The following is a 17,723-nucleotide window of genomic DNA, read 5'->3' as shown; positions in this document are numbered from 1 at the left end:
TTTTGGTCTCTATATAGGTCTTATTCTGGGTTTATTTAGTTCCAGCCGCATCAGCTTTTGGGGCTTTTTTCTTGAACATTTCAAGCATGCGACGGGTGGCCATAAAGCCACCAAAAATATTGATAGAGGCAAGGAAAACAGCAACTGCACCAATAATGCTAGTGAGTGTGATTTCATCACCGCCGATCACCTCGGTTTGCAGTAAGGCGCCAACAATGATGATTCCGGAGATCGCATTAGTAACGGCCATCAAAGGCGTATGCAATGCTGGTGTTACGTTCCAAACAACGTGGTAGCCAACAAAAATGGCTAATACAAACACGGTAATGTTTTGAACGGTGAGGATGCTTTGAAAGGCAGCGAGATCCATAGTGTTTCCTTAGTATTTTTACTATTAGTTTTTGCGGATGGCTTGGCCATCACGACACATTAAGCAAGCGGTAACGATGTCATCATCACTTGGGATAACTAACTTCGCATCTTTATCGATAATGAGTTTCATAAAGTCGAGCAAGTTACGTGAGTAGAGTGCAGAAGCATCAGCACCAACCATGCTAGCTAAATTGGTGTAGCCAACAATCTTCACGCCATTCACATCAACCACTTTGTCAGCCTGTGTCAAAGGACAGTTGCCTGAACCGTTATCACCTTTACCGGCAGCTAAGTCGATCACGATTGAGCCTGGTTTCATATTGGCAACAGTGTCGCTATGCAACAGAACTGGTGGTTTGCGTCCGGGAATCAATGCAGTGGTAATGACGACGTCAGCTTGTTGTGCGCGTTCAGCAACTAAGGCGGCTTGACGCTTCATCCAGGCTTCTGGCATTGGACGGGCATAACCGCCGACGCCTTGTGCAATTTCGCGCTCTTCATCAGTCTCATAAGGAACGTCAACAAACTTAGCACCCAAAGATTCAATTTGCTCTTTAGCGGCAGGGCGAACATCAGAAGCTTCAATCACAGCGCCAAGGCGCTTTGCAGTAGCAATTGCTTGCAGGCCTGCAACGCCAGCACCCAAGATTAATACACGCGCTGCTTTAACAGTGCCAGCAGCAGTCATCAGCATTGGCATGAAGCGTTGATATTCATTTGCAGCAACCATGACTGCTTTGTATCCAGCGATGTTTGCTTGGGATGACAAAACGTCCATGCTTTGCGCACGCGTTGTGCGTGGCGCAGCTTCTAAAGAGAATGCAGTAACGCCTTGGGCAGCCATTGCTGCAATCATGTCGTTATCGAATGGATCCAACATTCCCAAGAGAACTGCACCAGATTTAATCTGCTTGAGTTCTGCTGGTTCAGGAGCGCGCACCTTAAGAACAATCTCAGCGCCAAATGCATCTGCAGCGCTACCAATAGTTGCGCCTACAGCTTCATATGCGGAGTCAGGTTGACTTGCTTTTAATCCGGCGTCTTTTTGGATAACGACGGTATGACCTTGACCGATGAATTTTTTAACGGTTTCTGGTGTGGCGGCTACTCGAGCTTCCCCAGGCCTTGTTTCCAGTGGCACTCCTATGCGCATGGCATGTCTCCAAAAGCAAAATTTATAAAAAATCTATTTTAGTTAAATAGGGCTCATTGCGCCTATTTACTTATCCCTAAGTCCGCTTGCTTGGTTTTTGCCTAAATTTCTGTGAAATTGGGCTAAGACTTCTACAATATGGTCTGTCAGCTTATATTGAATTCTCGCATTTTTTGATGATCCCGCTCAATTCTTCCGCAATCCCATCTTCTAGGCCCAAGAAAGTCGTTATTGGCATGTCTGGAGGGGTAGATTCGTCAGTGGCAGCTTGGATGCTCAAGGAGCAGGGCTTTGAAGTTATTGGCCTTTTTATGAAGAATTGGGAAGATGACGATAACGACGAGTACTGTTCGGCTCGTCAGGATTGGCTGGATGTTGTTTCAGTAGCCGATATGATCGGAATCGATGTAGAGGCAGTCAATTTCGCTGCCGAATACCGCGAGCGCGTATTTGCTGAGTTTTTGTGTGAATACGCCGCAGGGCGAACACCAAATCCTGATGTCTTGTGCAACGCTGAAATCAAGTTCAAAGCCTTTTTGGATCACTCCATGAGTTTGGGGGCTGATGCAATTGCTACCGGCCACTATGCACGTGTTCGCCATGAGGGCGGCAAAGTTCAACTATTAAAAGCGGTTGATGCCAGCAAAGATCAAAGTTATTTCTTGCATCGCTTAACGCAACAACAATTAGCGAATGTCATGTTCCCGCTTGGGGAGATTCCAAAGACTGAAGTCAGAAAAATTGCTGAGCAGATTGGTTTGCACAATGCAAAAAAGAAAGACTCCACTGGAATTTGTTTTATTGGGGAGCGTCCCTTTAGAGAATTCTTAAATCGTTATTTACCGCGTGTACCAGGCCCCATTAAAACGCCAGAAGGTAAGACCGTTGGTGAGCATATGGGCCTGGCTTTCTTTACCCTAGGGCAACGCAAAGGTATTGGTTTGGGGGGTAGTCAGGATGGTAATGGTGACGCTTGGTATGTTGCTCGTAAAGATATCGCGAACAACACGCTGTATGTAGCTCAGGGCCACGAACACCCGTGGCTATTGGCTAACAAGCTATCTGCGATGGATGCAAGCTGGGTTTCCGGTGAGATGCCAGTGCCCGGAAGCTATTCAGCGAAGACCCGTTATCGTCAAGCAGACTCTGCTTGTGTATTGAGTACTACAAGTGAAGCACTCAGTTTTGAATTAAGTTTTCCTGATGCGCAGTGGGCAGTTACCCCCGGACAATCTGCCGTCCTTTACGACGGAGATATTTGTTTGGGCGGCGGAATTATTTCCGCATAAGTCTCATCGCCTTGCGCTGGAAAGAAAAATGCCAATCAGTTTTGATTGGCATTTTTTAATTAAGCAGCAGGTGGTTCAGCCTCAATGAAAGAGGGTCGTTGCAATAACTTTTTATGCAGGCGATCTAAGTTTGGATATTGTGTTTGCCATTTCACTTCTGGAAAGCGAAACAATAGATATCCAATTGCACAGCCGACAGCAATGTCCGCCAAAGTAATTTGATTGCCATGACACCATGCGTTTTCACCAAGTTGTTCAGACATTTGGCGAAGGGCGGCATCAATCTTGCCCATTTGGCGGTCATACCAAGTTTGGCTTTGCTGCTCTACCGGACGTAGGGTGCGCTCCAAACGGGCCAGGATGCCCGCATCCATAACGCCGTCAGCCAGGGCTTCCCAGGTTTTAACCGAAGCTCTTTCACGGTTATCGGCTGGAATGAGCTTGCTTACAGGGCTTAGGCCATCAGCATATTCGGCGATTACCCGAGAGTCATAAATGGCCTCTCCATCGTCAGAAATCAGGCAGGGGACCTTTCCAAGGGGGTTGTTGACCCCAATTTTGGTGTCTGCGGCCCAAACATTCTCTAATTCGAGGTCTACATCGACCTTTTTCTCGTTAAAAACAATGCGTACCTTGCGTACGTAGGTAGGGGCTAGTGAGGGATCCGATGAGTTTCATGGGCCTAGTATAGCCATCCTATTTCCCTCTTGCAGAGCCCCCCAAACACATTAAAATTAGCTTTTATTGACATCTTCAATGCAAAGGCAATATTCGTGAGTCAGCCGCCTTCTACCCTTAATGCACTTTCCCCTTTAGATGGTCGCTACGCCGGAAAATTAGACGCTTTGCGTCCTTGGCTTTCCGAAGCGGCTTTTATGCGCCAACGTGTTTTTGTGGAAATTCATTGGCTTTTGGCTTTGGCAGCTGCCGGCCTTCCCAATGTTCCTAAAATTAATGCTGCTGACGAAGCCTTCTTACTCTCGCTTCCTGAAAACTTCTCTGATGCTGATGCGCAGCGTATTAAAGATATCGAAGCGGTGACCAATCACGATGTGAAGGCGGTGGAATATTTCTTAAAAGAAAAAGTTGCAGGCCGTCCGGACTTATTGAAAGCTAGTGAGTTCATACACTTTGCTTGTACTTCAGAAGACATCAACAATACTTCGCATGGTTTGATGTTGCGTGGCGCACGTGATGAAGTGTTATTGCCGCAACTTAGAAAAGTACTTTCAGTATTAACTGATTTAGCAATTGAGCACGCTAAGGTACCTTTGTTATCTCGCACCCATGGCCAACCAGCCTCACCTAGTACTTTAGGTAAAGAGATCGCTAATATTGCAATGCGACTAGAGCGCGCGATAGAGGCGATTGCTGCAGTTCCTTTGTTGGGAAAAATGAATGGTGCTGTTGGAAACTACAACGCTCATTTGTCTGCCTACCCTGACTTTGATTGGGAGAACTTTTCCAAGAATGTAGTTGAGAAGCGCCTTGGCCTCACTTTTAATCCGTACACCATTCAGATCGAGCCGCACGATGGTATGGCGCAACTCTTTGATGCGATTGCTCGTGCCAATACGATTCTCTTGGATATGGATCGTGACTTCTGGGCCTATATTTCTGTCGGTTACTTTAAGCAGCGTACTAAAGCGGGTGAGATTGGTTCGTCTACGATGCCGCATAAAGTAAACCCAATTGACTTCGAAAATTCTGAAGGCAACCTAGGTGTTGCGAATGCTTTATTTCGTCACCTCGCTGAAAAATTACCGATCTCTCGCTGGCAGCGTGACCTTACTGACTCAACTGTATTGCGTAACCTAGGCCCTGCATTTGGTCATAGTGTGTTGGCTTATGACAGCGCCTTGCGCGGGCTTGGAAAGTTAGAGGTGAATCTTGTGGCGATCGCTGCTGATTTAGATGCGTGCTGGGAAGTGTTGGCTGAGCCTGTGCAAACCGTCATGCGCCGTTACGGCATTGAGAACCCATACGAGCAGTTGAAGGAATTGACTCGCGGTAAGGGCATCAATCAAGCAGACCTCCAAGCCTTTATTCGTGGCTTGAAGATTCCTGAGGATGCAAAAGCACGTTTATTGGAGATGACTCCATCCTCTTATTTAGGTAAGGCGGTCGAATTGACCGAACGTCTGAAAAAGTGAATTTGAATACCAATTCAGAATACGGGGCGCGTCCCCGGATCTGGTTTGCTGTATATCAATTGCTGTGGCATTTGTTGTTGCCGCTGGCATGCATCCGACTGGCTTGGCGTGCGCGCCATTCCTTCTCCTATATGCATCACATTCCTGAGCGTCTGGGCTTTGGTTATAGCAAACCAGTTACTCAGGGCTCTATTTGGATTCATGCGGTATCTGTTGGTGAGACACGTGCCGCCCAGCCTTTGATTGAAGCCTATTTGGCTAGAGGTGAGTCCATTTTATTAACGCACATGACGCTCAATGGGCGACGCACTGGTAAGCAACTGTTTGCTCAGGCGATTGCTTCAGGGAAAATTCGTCAAGCCTATTTGCCATATGACCTGTGTTGGTCGGTAGAACATTTCTTAAAAACGTTTAAGCCAAAATTAGGTCTCTTCATGGAAACCGAGGCATGGCCAACGGTAGTTTTTCGTTGCAAACAAATTGGCTTACCTTTATCTCTGGTAAATGCTCGACTTTCCGAGAGAAGTGCGCGTCGCGTCAATCAATTTGGCAAAGCAGGGCGTGCATTGTTTCAAGCTTTTTCAGGCATTTTGGCGCAAACCGAGTTTGATGCCCAGCGTTACCGTAGCTTGGGTGTCACCAATGTGCAGATTGTGGGTAACTTGAAATTTGATGTGCCGCTAGATATCAATCTAGTAGAGCAAGGAAAGCATTGGCAAGAAGATTTACACGCAGGCAATCGTTTAATGGTGTGTGCTGCCAGTACGCGTGATGGAGAGGAAGTCATTATTCTCAAAGCCTGGAAAGACTTACTCTTGAGCAATGCCTTTGTAATCACTCCCTTGCTTTGTTTAGTGCCGCGCCATCCAGAGCGATTTACAGAAGTAGCAGATCAAATCAATGCTGCTGGCTTAAAGTTTCGCCGCCGTAGTGAGTGGCCTAATACTCCAAAGGAATGTGTTGGCTTAGATGTTGTTTTAGGCGACTCCATGGGTGAGATGCCAATGTATTACAGCGCATCGGACTTGGTATTAATGGGTGGAAGCTTATTGCCCTTTGGCGGTCAAAACCTGATTGAGGCATGCGCAGCTGGCTGCCCTGTTTTATTGGGTGAGCATACTTATAACTTTCAGCAAGCGGCCTTAGATGCTATTGAAGTTGGTGCTGCGAAGCGCATTCGCGGGGACTTGCTTTTAGGTGAGCCAATCGCTTTGATGGAGGCTTTAAAAGAATCCCTCCTCAATACTGCTGAGCTGGCAAAGATGAGTAGGGCTGCTAAGACTTACTCAGTTGAGCATCAAGGTGCAACTCACAGAATCCTAGTTGCCCTTGATCAACAAAACTTCTCTCTTAACTAAAAATTCTTTAGTTAAACCCGCGCCCCAAAGTTAGGGTCATCGTTCCGGGCATTGTCATCAGGCTTTTTATCACCCTTCACTAAATCTTCGCGTGTTACACCGAGCCACATGGCCAGTGCTGCAGCAACGAAAACTGAAGAGTAGATACCAAACAAAATACCGATCGTGAGAGCTAGGGCGAAATAAAAGAGTGTCGGGCCGCCGAAGATCAGCATAGCCAAAACCATCATTTCAGTGCTTCCGTGAGTGATGACGGTACGGCTAATTGTGCTGGTAATCGCGTTATCAATGATTTCACGCGTATTCATCTTGCGGTACTTGCGGAAGTTCTCGCGAATACGGTCAAAGATTACCACGGACTCATTTACTGAGTAGCCTAGCACTGCGAGTACTGCAGCCAATACTGACAGAGAGAACTCCCATTGGAAAAATGCAAAGAATCCTAGAATGATGACCACGTCATGCAAGTTCGCAATAATGCCGGCGACCGCAAACTTCCATTCAAATCGGAATGACAGATACACCACAATGCCAATGATCACAAAGATCAGCGCTTTTAATCCATCAATTGCTAGCTCTTGACCAACTTGTGGGCCAACAAATTCTACGCGCTGCAGTTTTACGCCGGTAGTCGCAGGATCGAGTGCTTGCATTACTGCGGTGCTCTGATCGGCAGATGAAATCAATTTACCTTCAGCATCTTTTTGCAAGGGCAGGCGAATCATTACATCACGTGAGCTACCAAAGTTCTGAATCTGGGTATCCGCATAGCCGAGTTTCTCAACTTTCGAGCGAATAGAGTCCAGCGGTGCAGTTTGTGGGTAGCTGGCCTCCATTACCGTACCACCAGTAAATTCGATGGAAAGATGCAGGCCGTTATGCCAGAGGAAAAAGACTGCCGCTAAAAAAGTAATTAAAGAAATTGCATTGAGCGCCAATGCATGGCGCATAAAGGGAATATCTTTTTTGATTCGGAAAAATTCCATGGCTTATTTCTCCTGTGGGCGCCAAACTTGGCCGATAGCGAGTTTTTGAATCTTCTTATGTCTGCCGTACCAGAGGTTAACAAGGCCACGCGAGAAGAAGACAGCCGAGAACATTGAAGTCAGAATGCCTAAGCAGTGAACCACTGCGAAGCCTTTGATAGGTCCCGAACCAAATGCCAACAAAGCCAGACCCGCAATTAAGGCAGTGACGTTGGAATCCAAAATGGTTGCCCATGCTTTATCGAAGCCTACGGCTATCGCAGTTTGTGGCGAGGCGCCATTACGCAACTCTTCACGAATACGTTCATTGATCAACACGTTCGAGTCAATCGCCATACCTAGAGCAAGTGCCATCGCGGCGATACCTGGCAAGGTGAGGGTGGCTTGCAGCATCGACAGTACGGAGATGAGCAAGAGTAAGTTCACTGCTAAAGCGACAACTGAGAAGGTGCCAAACAAAAGGTAATAGGCCATCATAAAAATTGCGATAGCGGTAAAACCAATCAATAGCGACTTAAAGCCTTTTTCAATATTTTCAGCACCCAAACTTGGTCCAATAGTGCGCTCTTCAATAATTTCCATTGGCGCAGCTAAAGATCCGGCGCGCAATAGGAGCGCTAAGTCGTTTGCGCTCTCAGTAGTTGGTTGACCAGTAATTTGAAACTTGGAGCCGAATTCGCTTTGAATGGTTGCAATCGTGAGAACTTCGCCTTTGCCCTTTTCAAACAGGATCATACCCATCGGTTTACCGATATTTTCACGAGTCACTTCTTGCATTACGCGGCCGCCAGCAGCATCTAAGGAGATGTTGACAGCAGGGCGTTGGTTTTGATCAAATCCTGCGCTTGCATCGGTGATACGGTCACCGCTGAAGATGACGGATTTTTTAAATACGCCTAAACGGTTTGCACCAAAGCGGAAGGTATCCATGCCTGGAGGTGGAGTTTCGCCAATGCCGATGGTAGAAACCAATGGATCAGCCAAGCGTGATTCGAGTGTTGCTGTACGGCCAATAATGTCTTTGGCCCGAGCCGTATCTTGAACGCCAGGCAACTGCACCACAATGCGCTCTGCACCTTGTTGTTGGATTGCAGGTTCTTTAACCGCTAATTCATTCACTCGTTTATTGAGGGTAATGATGTTTTGCTTAACGGCGTTATCTTGAATTTCTTTTAGTGCAGCTGGCTTAAATTCGCCTACCAACTTTGGAGACAGACCGGTAGGCTTTACTTGCCATACGAGATCTGGCTGAGCTGTCATTAATAGGGTGCGAGCAGCATTGGCATCATCAGTGCTACCAAAGTTAATGGAGATGAAATCAGCGCCACGCTCAATGCCTTGATGGCGAATACTCTTGTCTCGTAGTTGACCGCGGATATCAGTTGCAAGCGAAGTTACCTTCTTTTGAACGGCACCTTTCATATCTACTTGCAAGAGGAAGTAAACGCCACCACGCAAGTCAAGACCTAAGGGCATGGGTAGTGCATTCATTGCATTGAGCCATCCAGGCGTATTGGATAGGAGATTTAACGCAACGGTGTAATCAGAATCATTTTGATCGATGTTCAATTTTTGCTGCAAGAGATCGCGCGCACGCAATTGAATATCAGTGTTATTAAAACGAACTTTGATAGAGCCAACATTGCCAGCGACTTCAAAGAAGACGCCAGTGTTGTTGATATTGGCTTCAGTAAGAATTTTTTCGACACGAGCCTGTGTTGCCAAATCAACCTTAACGGTTGGTTTGGCAGACGAGACTTGAACCGCTGGGGCCTCACCATAGAAATTGGGTAATGAATACAGTCCGCCGATCAGCAAGGCAACGGCGATGACTAGATATTTCCAGAGAGGGTAGCGATTCATATTGAGATACTTTTAGTAAGACGTATTAAGCAAATGCATTAAGCAGACTTCAGAGTGCCTTTTGGCAATACTGTAGTGATGGCGCCTTTTTGCAATTGCACTTCAGTGCCAGCAGAAATTTCAACCGTAACTACCTGGTCTTTTAGTGCTGTTACTTTGCCCATGATGCCGCCAACTGTAACGATTTCATCGCCAACGCCCAATGATTCGAGCATTGCCTTAGTTTCTTTTTGACGCTTCATTTGTGGGCGAATCATGATGAAGTACAAGACAGCAAACATCAAGATCAATGGGAGGAAGCTCATCAAGCCACCAGAATCTGCGCCCGCTGCTGGAGCTTGGGCAAAAGCGTTACTAATCCACATACAAAACCTCCGTTAATCACTAATTAGAAACTGCTTTGTTTTTCGACCTATAAATCAGAGGCCGTAACCCGCAATTCTAAACTGTGTGGGGCTTTGAGGGTGATTTGCAGAGGGCTTTGCCCCCTTTAGGGCTATTAGTTCTGTCCAGGCTCAACGCCACGTTGGCGATTGCTATGAAATTCTTCGCGATAGGCGCTAAAACGGTCTTTGCTCAGGGCCTCGCGGACCTCTGTCATGAGCTGAAGGTAGTAGGAGAGATTGTGGATGGTATTGAGCTGGGACCCCAGGATCTCATTGGCCTTTTGGAGGTGATTTAAGTAGGATCTGGTGAAGTTTTGGCAGGTGTAGCAGGCGCAAGTCGGGTCAACAGGGCGATCATCGTCCTTATAGCCTGAATTACGTAGTTTGAGGTCGCCAAAGCGCGTAAAGAGCCAGCCGTTACGGGCATTGCGTGTAGGCATCACGCAGTCGAACATATCAATTCCCAGGCTAACGCCCAAAATCAAGTCTTCTGGAGTCCCTACCCCCATTAAGTAGTGAGGCATATGCTCGGGCAGCTTTGGTGCGGTGAAGTTCAGAATTCGCTCAAATTCAGGTTTTGGTTCGCCCACTGACAAGCCGCCAATGGCGATTCCATCAAAACCTTGCTGGCTTACGGCATCCAAAGAAAATTCACGAAGATTCTCGAACATGCCTCCTTGGACGATTCCAAAAAGACCATTGCCAGTATTGAGTTCACGAAAACGTTTTAGGGAGCGGTCACCCCAGCGTAAGGACATCTCTAGCGAAGCGCGTGCAGTTTTTTCAGAGGTGGGTTGGCCCTTAATCTCATAAGGAGTGCATTCGTCAAATTGCATTGCGATATCGCTATTGAGCACCGCCTGAATTTCCATTGATACTTCTGGAGACATGAATAATTTGTCGCCATTAATCGGTGAAGCGAAGGTCACACCTTCTTCAGAAATTTTACGCAGTGCGCCCAAGCTAAATACTTGAAAGCCGCCTGAATCAGTCAGGATCGGTTTATCCCAACCCATAAATCGATGTAAGCCACCATGCTTTTTAATGACATCTAATCCCGGTCTCAACCAAAGATGAAATGTATTTCCCAAAATAATTTGTGCTTTAGCTTCATGTAAATCACGTGGCGTCATTGCTTTGACGGTGCCATATGTTCCTACCGGCATAAAGATAGGTGTTTGCACACTGCCGTGTGGAAGATCAAGTTGACCAAGGCGGGCTGGACTTTGGGAGTCACGTGCCAAAATATTGAAGTGAACAGGTTTGGTCATAACTTTGTATTCTCGAGTCGGCAAAGAAACATCGCATCTCCATAACTAAAGAAACGATACTTCTGATGAATGGCATGTTGATAGGCGGTACGAATATTATCCATCCCTGCAAAAGCGCTAACCAGCATTAACAGGGTAGATTTTGGCAGATGAAAGTTTGTTAACAAACAATTCACGGTTTTAAATTGATAGCCTGGGGTAATAAACAGATTGGTCTCACCACTACTTTGCCCGCTAGCTGCCTGGCTCTCTAGGGCGCGTAGGCTGGTGGTACCAACGGCAATCACTCTTCCACCATTTTTTTTGGTAGCTTCGATGGTCTGCAAAGTTTGCTCAGGAATGGAGTACCACTCGTAGTGCATCTTATGTTTTGAGAGATCTTCTTCTCGTACAGGGGTAAATGTTCCAGCACCTACATGCAATGTGACCGTTGCTTGGTTTACGCCCAACTCTTTTAGCTTTTGCAGGATCGCTTCATCAAAATGCAGGCCTGCTGTTGGGGCTGCCACTGCTCCTGGATTTTTAGCAACGACTGTTTGATAGCGCTGTGCATCTTCGCCGTCAGGCTGATGCTCGATATAGGGGGGTAGAGGGAGTTCGCCAAAGCGCTCTAATAATGAAAAAGCATTTTCCGGAAAGCGGACCTCATAAAAGCGCCCGTCATAACCAATCATCTCAACGGGGAAGGTTTCGCCTGCTTGGTTATGAATATGGACAATCATTCCGGTTTTGGGAACCTTTGAGGCTCGAATTTGAACCCAAGCCTGCTTTTCGCCGCTAATCCGCTCAATGAGAAGCTCAACAACCCCGCCAGTTTTTTTTTTGCCGTGTAAGCGCGCCGGAATTACCTTAGTGTCGTTGAAGACTAATAAATCCCCAGGCTTCACAAGGCTAAGAATGTCCTTAAACTGTCGATCTACCAATTGGACGTGTTTTTCCCTGTCAGCCTTGACCTCTAAGAGGCGGCTATCAGTCCTATTCGCCAAAGGATGTTGGGCGATTAGATCGGGCGGGAGTTCGTAATTGAAGCCGGAGAGTTGCATAGCATTACCATCATCAGGTATTAGATTTTAACGATGACTACTAAACAAGCGCCAGGCACACTCCAAAAGATGGGTTTAGACAGCCCAATGGCCCTTGCTTTGCATTTACCTTCTCGCTATGAGGATGAGACTGAGCTTCTTACCATCGAGGAGGCTATTGCCCGGGGTAGGTTTGCCTCAGCGCAGACTCAAGGTGTGGTTATCCGTAATCAGGTCTTATTTCGGCCCAGGCGACAAATGGTCGTCACTATCGAAGATGAGACAGAAACCTTAAATCTACGCTTTCTGAATTTTTATCCGAGCCAACAAAAGCAAATGGCGGTCGGCGTCCATGTGCGGGTACGCGGAGATGTGCGAGAGGGTTTTCAGGGTCCAGAAATGGTTCATCCTACGGTTCGAGCGGTAGCGCCAGATGCTCCATTACCCGCTAGTTTGACTCCAGTCTATCCAGCGAGTGTCGGAGTCTCGCAAACCATTATTCGTAAAGCGGTTACGCAAGCCTTGCGAGACCCAAGTCTGCAAGATAGCTTGGCGGAATTTTTGCCTAAAAAACTGATGGCAGAGTTGTTGCCTAGCAATGATTGGCCAAATTTACAGGCAGCAATTACTTATTTGCATCAACCGCCAGCAGACGTAAATACTCAATCATTACTAGAACGTACTCACCTGGCATGGCGTCGAGTGCAATTTGAAGAACTGTTGGCCCAACAAATTTCTTTGAAACGCGCGCATGCGATTCGTCGTGAGCGACATGCTCCAAGTTTTACAAAAGAAGAAAAAGAAAAGAAGCAAAGTTTTGAAGAGGGGCTGCTAAAAGTTTTGCCGTTTAAATTAACAAACGTACAAGAGCGTGTTTGGTCGGAAATTAGCAATGATCTTTCCAAGTCTTTTCCCATGAATCGCCTGCTTCAGGGCGATGTCGGTAGTGGTAAGACAGTGGTGGCCGCCTTGGCTGCCGCCAGGGTGATGGACCAAGGCTATCAAGCTGCCATCATGGCCCCTACTGAAATCTTGGCAGAACAGCATTACCTCAAAATGAAGGAATGGTTCGAGCCTCTAGGAGTTCAAATTGCCTGGTTATCAGGAAGTTTGAAGGCTAAAGAAAAAAGACTTGCACAAGAGATGATTGAGAATGGGCAGGCGCAATTAATTGTTGGTACGCATGCCTTAATTCAGGAGAACGTCAGGTTTGCAAAATTGGGTCTAGCGGTTATTGATGAGCAGCATCGCTTTGGGGTGAGGCAGCGTTTGGAAATTCAGCAACGTGTTGGATCTGAATTATTTTATTGTCACCAGTTGATGATGTCAGCTACGCCTATTCCACGTACCTTGGCGATGACTTATTACGCCGACTTGGATGTTTCAGTAATCGATGAATTGCCTCCTGGCCGCAAGCCAATTGCAACTAAAGTAGTGAAAGCGAGTCGCCGCGATGAAGTCATTGGGGGTTTACAAAGCTGGCTATCTAAGGGATTGCAGGCATATTGGGTTTGCCCCTTAATTGAAGAGTCTGAAGTGCTGCAACTTCAAACGGCAGAAGAAAGTTTTGAGCAGCTTACACAAGCCCTACCTGGTTTTACAGTGGGTTTAGTGCACGGTAGATTAAAGGCTGATGAAAAGGCGGCGGTAATGGCTGCTTTCAAAGCGAATGAGATTCAACTCTTAGTTGCCACTACGGTTATTGAGGTTGGTGTTGATGTCCCTAATGCCGCGCTGATGGTTATTGAGCATGCTGAGCGTTTTGGTTACGCTCAGATTCATCAATTGCGTGGGCGCGTGGGCAGGGGCTCTGCGGATTCTGTTTGTATTTTGATGTACGCCGAGCCACTTTCTATGGCGGCTAAGGAGCGCTTACAAACATTGCGCGAGACATCGGATGGGTTTGTGATTGCTGAGCGTGATCTCTCGCTTCGTGGTTCAGGAGAGCTTTTGGGTGCAAAGCAGTCCGGTGATGCCATGTTGCGCTTTGTGGATTTGCAGCGGGATGCCTGGTTAATTGAGTTGGCTCAGCAGGCGGCGGATCGTTTACTCCTAGATCATGGCGATTTGGTTGAGCGCCATTTAGAGCATTGGCTTGGATCTCGCGCAGAATTTCTAAAGGCTTGATAATTTCTATATGAATTTACAAGAGCGTTTAATTTCCTATGAATATTTAATCAGGCTGGATAAGCCTATTGGGACCTTATTGCTGTTGTGGCCCACTCTCTGGGCTCTTTGGTTGGCAAGCAGCGGTGTACCTGACTTATCCATCTTGGCTATCTTTGTGGCGGGCACGTTCCTTATGCGTAGCGCTGGTTGTGCGATGAACGACTATGCGGACCGCGACTTTGATCGTCATGTAAAGAGAACGCAAGGCCGCCCAGTTACTAGCGGGAAAATCTCTGGCAAAGAAGCTGTTGCAGTAGCTAGCGCATTAGCATTGATTGCCTTTCTCTTGATTCAACCCCTAAATCCATTTACAAAGCAATTGTCAGTACTTGCTCTATTGGTTGCTTTTGTTTACCCCTTTACCAAACGTTTCTTTGCAATGCCTCAAGCCATTTTAGGAATTGCCTTCGGCTTTGGTATTCCTATGGCCTATGCGGCAATTCTGGATTTCATTCCCTTAGAGGCTTGGTTCTTATTTATTGGCAATATATTTTGGGCGATCGCCTACGACACTGCTTACGCAATGGTCGATCGAGATGATGACTTGCGTTTGGGGCTCAGAACCTCTGCTATCACTTTTGGTGAGTTTGATGTAATTGCAATCGCAATCAGCTACGGGATGCATTTTCTGAGCCAGCTATGGGTGGCGCAATTAGCTAATCTCAGTAATTATTTTCTAGTCGGCTGGTTTGCGGCATTGGCTTGCGCAATCTATCACTTAAAACTGGTATCTACTCGCAATAGAGAAGATTGCTTCAAGGCTTTTCGCCACAATAACTGGTTAGGCGGTTTTTTGTTTCTTGGAATTGTTTTGGGTTTAAGTCTGAATTAGCTCTTTCCGAGCTCGTCACCCATGGCTTTACCGTGTTGATTAGCCGCATCAATCGCTTTCTCCAAAATCTCATGCCAACCTTGCTGCTTCATCACATCCAAAGCTGCTGCTGCTGTGCCACCCTTAGAGGTCACTCTTTCTCGTAGAACGCCTGCATGCTCATCAGAGTTATGGGCTAGCTGTGTGGCGCCTTCTAGGGTTGCATACGCTAGTTTGCGTGCAGTCTGGGCATCAAGTCCAAGCTTCTCTCCGGCAGATTGCATGGCTTCCAAGAAGGCAAAGACATAAGCGGGGCCGCTACCAGAAACAGCGGTCACAGCATCCATTAGTTTTTCTTCTGAAACCCATATTGCTTGTCCCACTGCATCGCAAATAGTTTCAGCCAAGGCGCGGTCAGATTCATCAACGGCAGCGTCTGCAAATAAACCTGTAATTCCTTTGCCAATTAAAGCGGGGGTATTTGGCATGGCGCGAACACAACGTGTATGGTCTAACCAACGACTCATATCTTTGAGACGAATACCAGCGGCGATACTCAGAATTAGTGGGCCGGGCGCGCTGGCATGTTTTAGTTTTGAGGCTAATCCTTTGGCAACGACATTGAAGTCTTGTGGTTTTATTGCCATCACAACAACATCATTTTTAGAGAAGTCAAAAGCGATTTGCTCTAAAGCGCCAATGCCTTGCACTCCAAAATCTTCGTAAAGTTTTAGGGCTGTAGGGGCGTTGGCTTCTACAACAGAAATTTGGTTAGACTCAAACCCATTTGCAAGCAAACCGCTAATGAGGGCGCGTCCCATATTGCCGCCACCAATAAAGGTAATGTGGGCGTTGCTATTATTTTGTGCAGATTTATTTGTGCTCATTTGCTAATCTTATCGCGCTTCCCAAAAATGGCTGTACCAATGCGAACCATGGTGCTTCCTTCGGCAATGGCAGCCTCTAAATCATCCGACATACCCATCGAAAGGGTGTCAAAGAATTGGTATCCCAGTTCAGTGGCATGTGCGTTTTGAATTTTCCTAAAGCAATCTTGTACAACTGCAAAAGTCTGCCGTTGCTGTATGGGGTCTGGGTTCGGTGCTGGAATAGCCATTAAGCCTCTGAGAACCAGGTTTGGTAAAGAGGTAATGGCATTACAAAGATCTTCTACTTCCGACAGGAAAACCCCGCTTTTAGTATCTTCATCGCTGACATTCATTTGCACGCAAACTTGCAAGGGGGGTAAGTCTGGAAATTCACCGCGCTGGGCAGATAAGCGCTCGGCAATCTTGAGTCTATCCACACTGTGCACCCAATCGAAGTGCTCTGCTACTTCTCTCGTTTTATTGCTTTGTAATGGGCCGATAAAATGCCATACCAACCAAGGGCGTAATTTGGCAAGCTTTTCAATCTTTTCGCCTGCTTCTTGGACATAGTTTTCGCCAAAAGCCGATTGACCTGCATGCATTGCTTCTTCTACTGCTGAAGCAGGAAAAGTTTTGCTAACAGCCAAGAGTTCAATTTCTTTAGGCTCTCGCTTTGCTGTTAAAGCAGCAAGCTCAATGCGTTCCCTAACTTGTATTAGGTTTACAACAATTGAATTCATAATGCCTTAGAAGAGTTTCTGATCAATTGATCTACGATTTCGATCCAATGCACCACTGGGGTGTCATCTTGCTGAAGATGGGTGATGCAGCCAATGTTTCCGGAGACAATGACCTCCACCCCAGATTCCTCGCAGGCTGCATTTAAGTGAGTCAGTTTATTTCTGCGGAGCTGCTCGGATAGCTCTGACTGAGTAACTGAATAGATGCCGGCAGAACCGCAGCAAAGATGACTGTCTGCGCATAAACGTACACCAACCCCAATGCTAGAAAGTAAACCCTCTACCTTTCCGCGAATTTGTTGCCCATGCTGCAAAGTGCAAGGTGGGTGATACACCACGCCTGGTTTTGGATCTGTGCCAATCAACTGTACGAGTTCATTTTCGAGGGCTGGAAGAATTTCAGAAATATCTTTGGTTAACTCAGAGATTTTTTTGGCCTTATTTGCGTAAGCAGGATCATTAGCAAATAAATGGCCATAGTCCTTCACCATGACGCCGCATCCAGAGGCTGTCATCACAATAGCTTCAATACCACCTTCAACTAGAGGCCACCAGGCATCAATATTTTGCTTGGCATTATCTATGCCTCCAGCTTGATCATTGAGGTGATAGCGCAGTGCTCCACAACAAGTAGCGCTCGGCGCGCTAATTAATTGAATCTTTAAAGCATTCAGTACGCGGGCAGTTGCTGAATTGATGTTCGGCAGCATTCCAGGTTGAACGCAACCTTCAAGCAAAACCATTTTGCGCTGATGAATTGCAGTCGGCCTTGCATAGGCATCAGTGCTGCTAGCCAATGCTTTATTTACCGCCAATGGAATTTTGCGTTTGATTCCGCTAGGCATTAACGGGCGCACCAATCGACCCAAGGTCATGGCTGCATTGAATAAAGCTGGTGTTGTTGAGCCTTCTTTTAAGGCCCAACGAGTTAGACGTTGTGCCATTGGATGTGCAGGCGTATTTTCTTCCGCCCATTTACGGCCAATGTCCACTAGATTGCCGTATTGCACGCCGCTAGGGCAAGTGCTCTCGCAATTACGGCAGGTTAAGCAGCGGTCTAAATGCAGGCGAGTCTTTTCGGTAGGCGCCTGACCTTCCGCAATCTGCTTGATCAGATAGATACGTCCGCGTGGACCATCTAATTCGTCTCCAAGCAGCTGATAGGTAGGGCAGGTTGCAGTACAGAAACCGCAGTGAACGCATTTACCCAGAATGCGGGCTGCCTCGATACCTTCCGGTGTGTTGGCAAATTGAGGGGCGAGTTGAGTTTGCATAGAAATA

Annotated in this window: 16 protein-coding genes and 1 pseudogene; 5 read left to right on the top strand and 12 right to left on the bottom strand. The window is 46.9% G+C overall.

Annotated features, from left to right (window positions below):
- Nucleotides 1–31: 31 nt before the first annotated feature.
- Nucleotides 32–370, bottom strand: coding sequence for a proton-translocating transhydrogenase family protein (locus tag DXE27_RS01990; RefSeq protein WP_128112698.1), 339 nt, complete (start codon nt 368–370; stop codon nt 32–34).
- Nucleotides 371–394: 24 nt separating this feature from the next.
- Nucleotides 395–1,525, bottom strand: coding sequence for a Re/Si-specific NAD(P)(+) transhydrogenase subunit alpha (locus DXE27_RS01985; RefSeq protein ID WP_128112697.1), 1,131 nt, complete (start codon nt 1,523–1,525; stop codon nt 395–397).
- A gap of 176 nt (nt 1,526–1,701) precedes the next feature.
- Here DXE27_RS01985 and mnmA point away from each other — a divergent pair, with 176 nt between their 5' ends.
- Nucleotides 1,702–2,814, top strand: coding sequence for a tRNA 2-thiouridine(34) synthase MnmA (mnmA, locus tag DXE27_RS01980; RefSeq protein WP_128112696.1), 1,113 nt, complete (start codon nt 1,702–1,704; stop codon nt 2,812–2,814).
- A gap of 59 nt (nt 2,815–2,873) precedes the next feature.
- On the opposite strand, the gene DXE27_RS10370 is transcribed toward mnmA, so the two are convergent.
- Together DXE27_RS10370 and DXE27_RS10365 are read right to left on the bottom strand one after the other, a co-directional pair.
- Complete coding sequence (locus DXE27_RS10370; RefSeq protein ID WP_415064437.1) at nt 2,874–3,188, bottom strand: glutathione S-transferase C-terminal domain-containing protein; 315 nt, start codon at nt 3,186–3,188, stop codon at nt 2,874–2,876.
- Nucleotides 3,189–3,329: 141 nt separating this feature from the next.
- Nucleotides 3,330–3,440 (bottom strand): annotated as a pseudogene (locus tag DXE27_RS10365) (thioredoxin domain-containing protein); the annotation flags it as partial.
- Between the two features lie 147 nt (nt 3,441–3,587).
- Between DXE27_RS10365 and purB the strand changes: the two are divergent.
- Together purB and DXE27_RS01965 are read left to right on the top strand one after the other, a co-directional pair.
- Nucleotides 3,588–4,967, top strand: a complete 1,380-nt coding sequence (gene purB / locus DXE27_RS01970) for an adenylosuccinate lyase (RefSeq protein ID WP_128112695.1) — start codon at nt 3,588–3,590, stop codon at nt 4,965–4,967.
- Nucleotides 4,964–6,325 (top strand): 3-deoxy-D-manno-octulosonic acid transferase, encoded by a 1,362-nt coding sequence (locus DXE27_RS01965; RefSeq protein WP_128112694.1) that lies wholly within the window; start codon nt 4,964–4,966, stop codon nt 6,323–6,325. Before purB ends, DXE27_RS01965 begins: the two co-directional genes overlap by 4 nt.
- A gap of 11 nt (nt 6,326–6,336) precedes the next feature.
- Here DXE27_RS01965 and secF read toward each other — a convergent pair whose 3' ends face one another.
- The 5 genes from secF to queA all read right to left on the bottom strand — a co-directional run bounded on the left by secF (nt 6,337) and on the right by queA (nt 11,874).
- Nucleotides 6,337–7,311: a protein translocase subunit SecF gene (gene secF, locus DXE27_RS01960; RefSeq protein ID WP_128112693.1), complete on the bottom strand. Its 975-nt coding sequence runs from the start codon at nt 7,309–7,311 to the stop codon at nt 6,337–6,339.
- A gap of 3 nt (nt 7,312–7,314) precedes the next feature.
- Complete coding sequence (gene secD, locus DXE27_RS01955) at nt 7,315–9,174, bottom strand: protein translocase subunit SecD (protein ID WP_128112692.1); 1,860 nt, start codon at nt 9,172–9,174, stop codon at nt 7,315–7,317.
- A 38-nt stretch (nt 9,175–9,212) separates the two neighbouring features.
- Nucleotides 9,213–9,539 carry a preprotein translocase subunit YajC gene (gene yajC / locus DXE27_RS01950; protein ID WP_128112691.1) on the bottom strand — a complete coding sequence of 109 codons (327 nt, stop codon included), beginning with the start codon at nt 9,537–9,539 and terminating at the stop codon, nt 9,213–9,215.
- Nucleotides 9,540–9,673: 134 nt separating this feature from the next.
- Entirely contained in the window at nt 9,674–10,831 is a 1,158-nt protein-coding gene (gene tgt / locus DXE27_RS01945; RefSeq protein ID WP_128112690.1) for a tRNA guanosine(34) transglycosylase Tgt, read from the bottom strand.
- Nucleotides 10,828–11,874, bottom strand: a complete 1,047-nt coding sequence (gene queA / locus DXE27_RS01940; protein WP_128112689.1) for a tRNA preQ1(34) S-adenosylmethionine ribosyltransferase-isomerase QueA — start codon at nt 11,872–11,874, stop codon at nt 10,828–10,830. Before queA ends, tgt begins: the two co-directional genes overlap by 4 nt.
- A gap of 33 nt (nt 11,875–11,907) precedes the next feature.
- Between queA and recG the strand changes: the two genes are divergently transcribed.
- Both recG and ubiA read left to right on the top strand, forming a co-directional pair.
- Nucleotides 11,908–13,980 (top strand): ATP-dependent DNA helicase RecG, encoded by a 2,073-nt coding sequence (gene recG / locus DXE27_RS01935; RefSeq protein ID WP_128112688.1) that lies wholly within the window; start codon nt 11,908–11,910, stop codon nt 13,978–13,980.
- 10 nt (nt 13,981–13,990) lie between these two features.
- Nucleotides 13,991–14,854 carry a 4-hydroxybenzoate octaprenyltransferase gene (gene ubiA, locus DXE27_RS01930; RefSeq protein ID WP_128112687.1) on the top strand — a complete coding sequence of 288 codons (864 nt, stop codon included), beginning with the start codon at nt 13,991–13,993 and terminating at the stop codon, nt 14,852–14,854.
- Here the strand turns inward: ubiA and proC are convergent.
- The 3 genes from proC to glcF are packed head-to-tail and all read right to left on the bottom strand — an operon-like array spanning nt 14,851 to nt 17,716.
- Nucleotides 14,851–15,720: a pyrroline-5-carboxylate reductase gene (gene proC, locus DXE27_RS01925; protein WP_128112686.1), complete on the bottom strand. Its 870-nt coding sequence runs from the start codon at nt 15,718–15,720 to the stop codon at nt 14,851–14,853. The genes ubiA and proC overlap by 4 nt on opposite strands.
- Nucleotides 15,717–16,442: a YggS family pyridoxal phosphate-dependent enzyme gene (locus DXE27_RS01920; RefSeq protein WP_128112685.1), complete on the bottom strand. Its 726-nt coding sequence runs from the start codon at nt 16,440–16,442 to the stop codon at nt 15,717–15,719. The genes proC and DXE27_RS01920 overlap by 4 nt, the downstream gene beginning before the upstream one ends.
- Nucleotides 16,439–17,716 carry a glycolate oxidase subunit GlcF gene (glcF, locus tag DXE27_RS01915; protein WP_128112684.1) on the bottom strand — a complete coding sequence of 426 codons (1,278 nt, stop codon included), beginning with the start codon at nt 17,714–17,716 and terminating at the stop codon, nt 16,439–16,441. The genes DXE27_RS01920 and glcF overlap by 4 nt, the downstream gene beginning before the upstream one ends.
- Between the last annotated feature and the right edge of the window lie 7 nt (nt 17,717–17,723).

The organism is Polynucleobacter necessarius, assembly GCF_900096755.1.
Classification (GTDB): Bacteria; Pseudomonadota; Gammaproteobacteria; order Burkholderiales; family Burkholderiaceae; genus Polynucleobacter; species Polynucleobacter necessarius_K.
The sequence above is the reverse complement of the archived record's forward strand: the minus strand, read 5'-3'. Positions and strand labels throughout refer to the sequence as shown.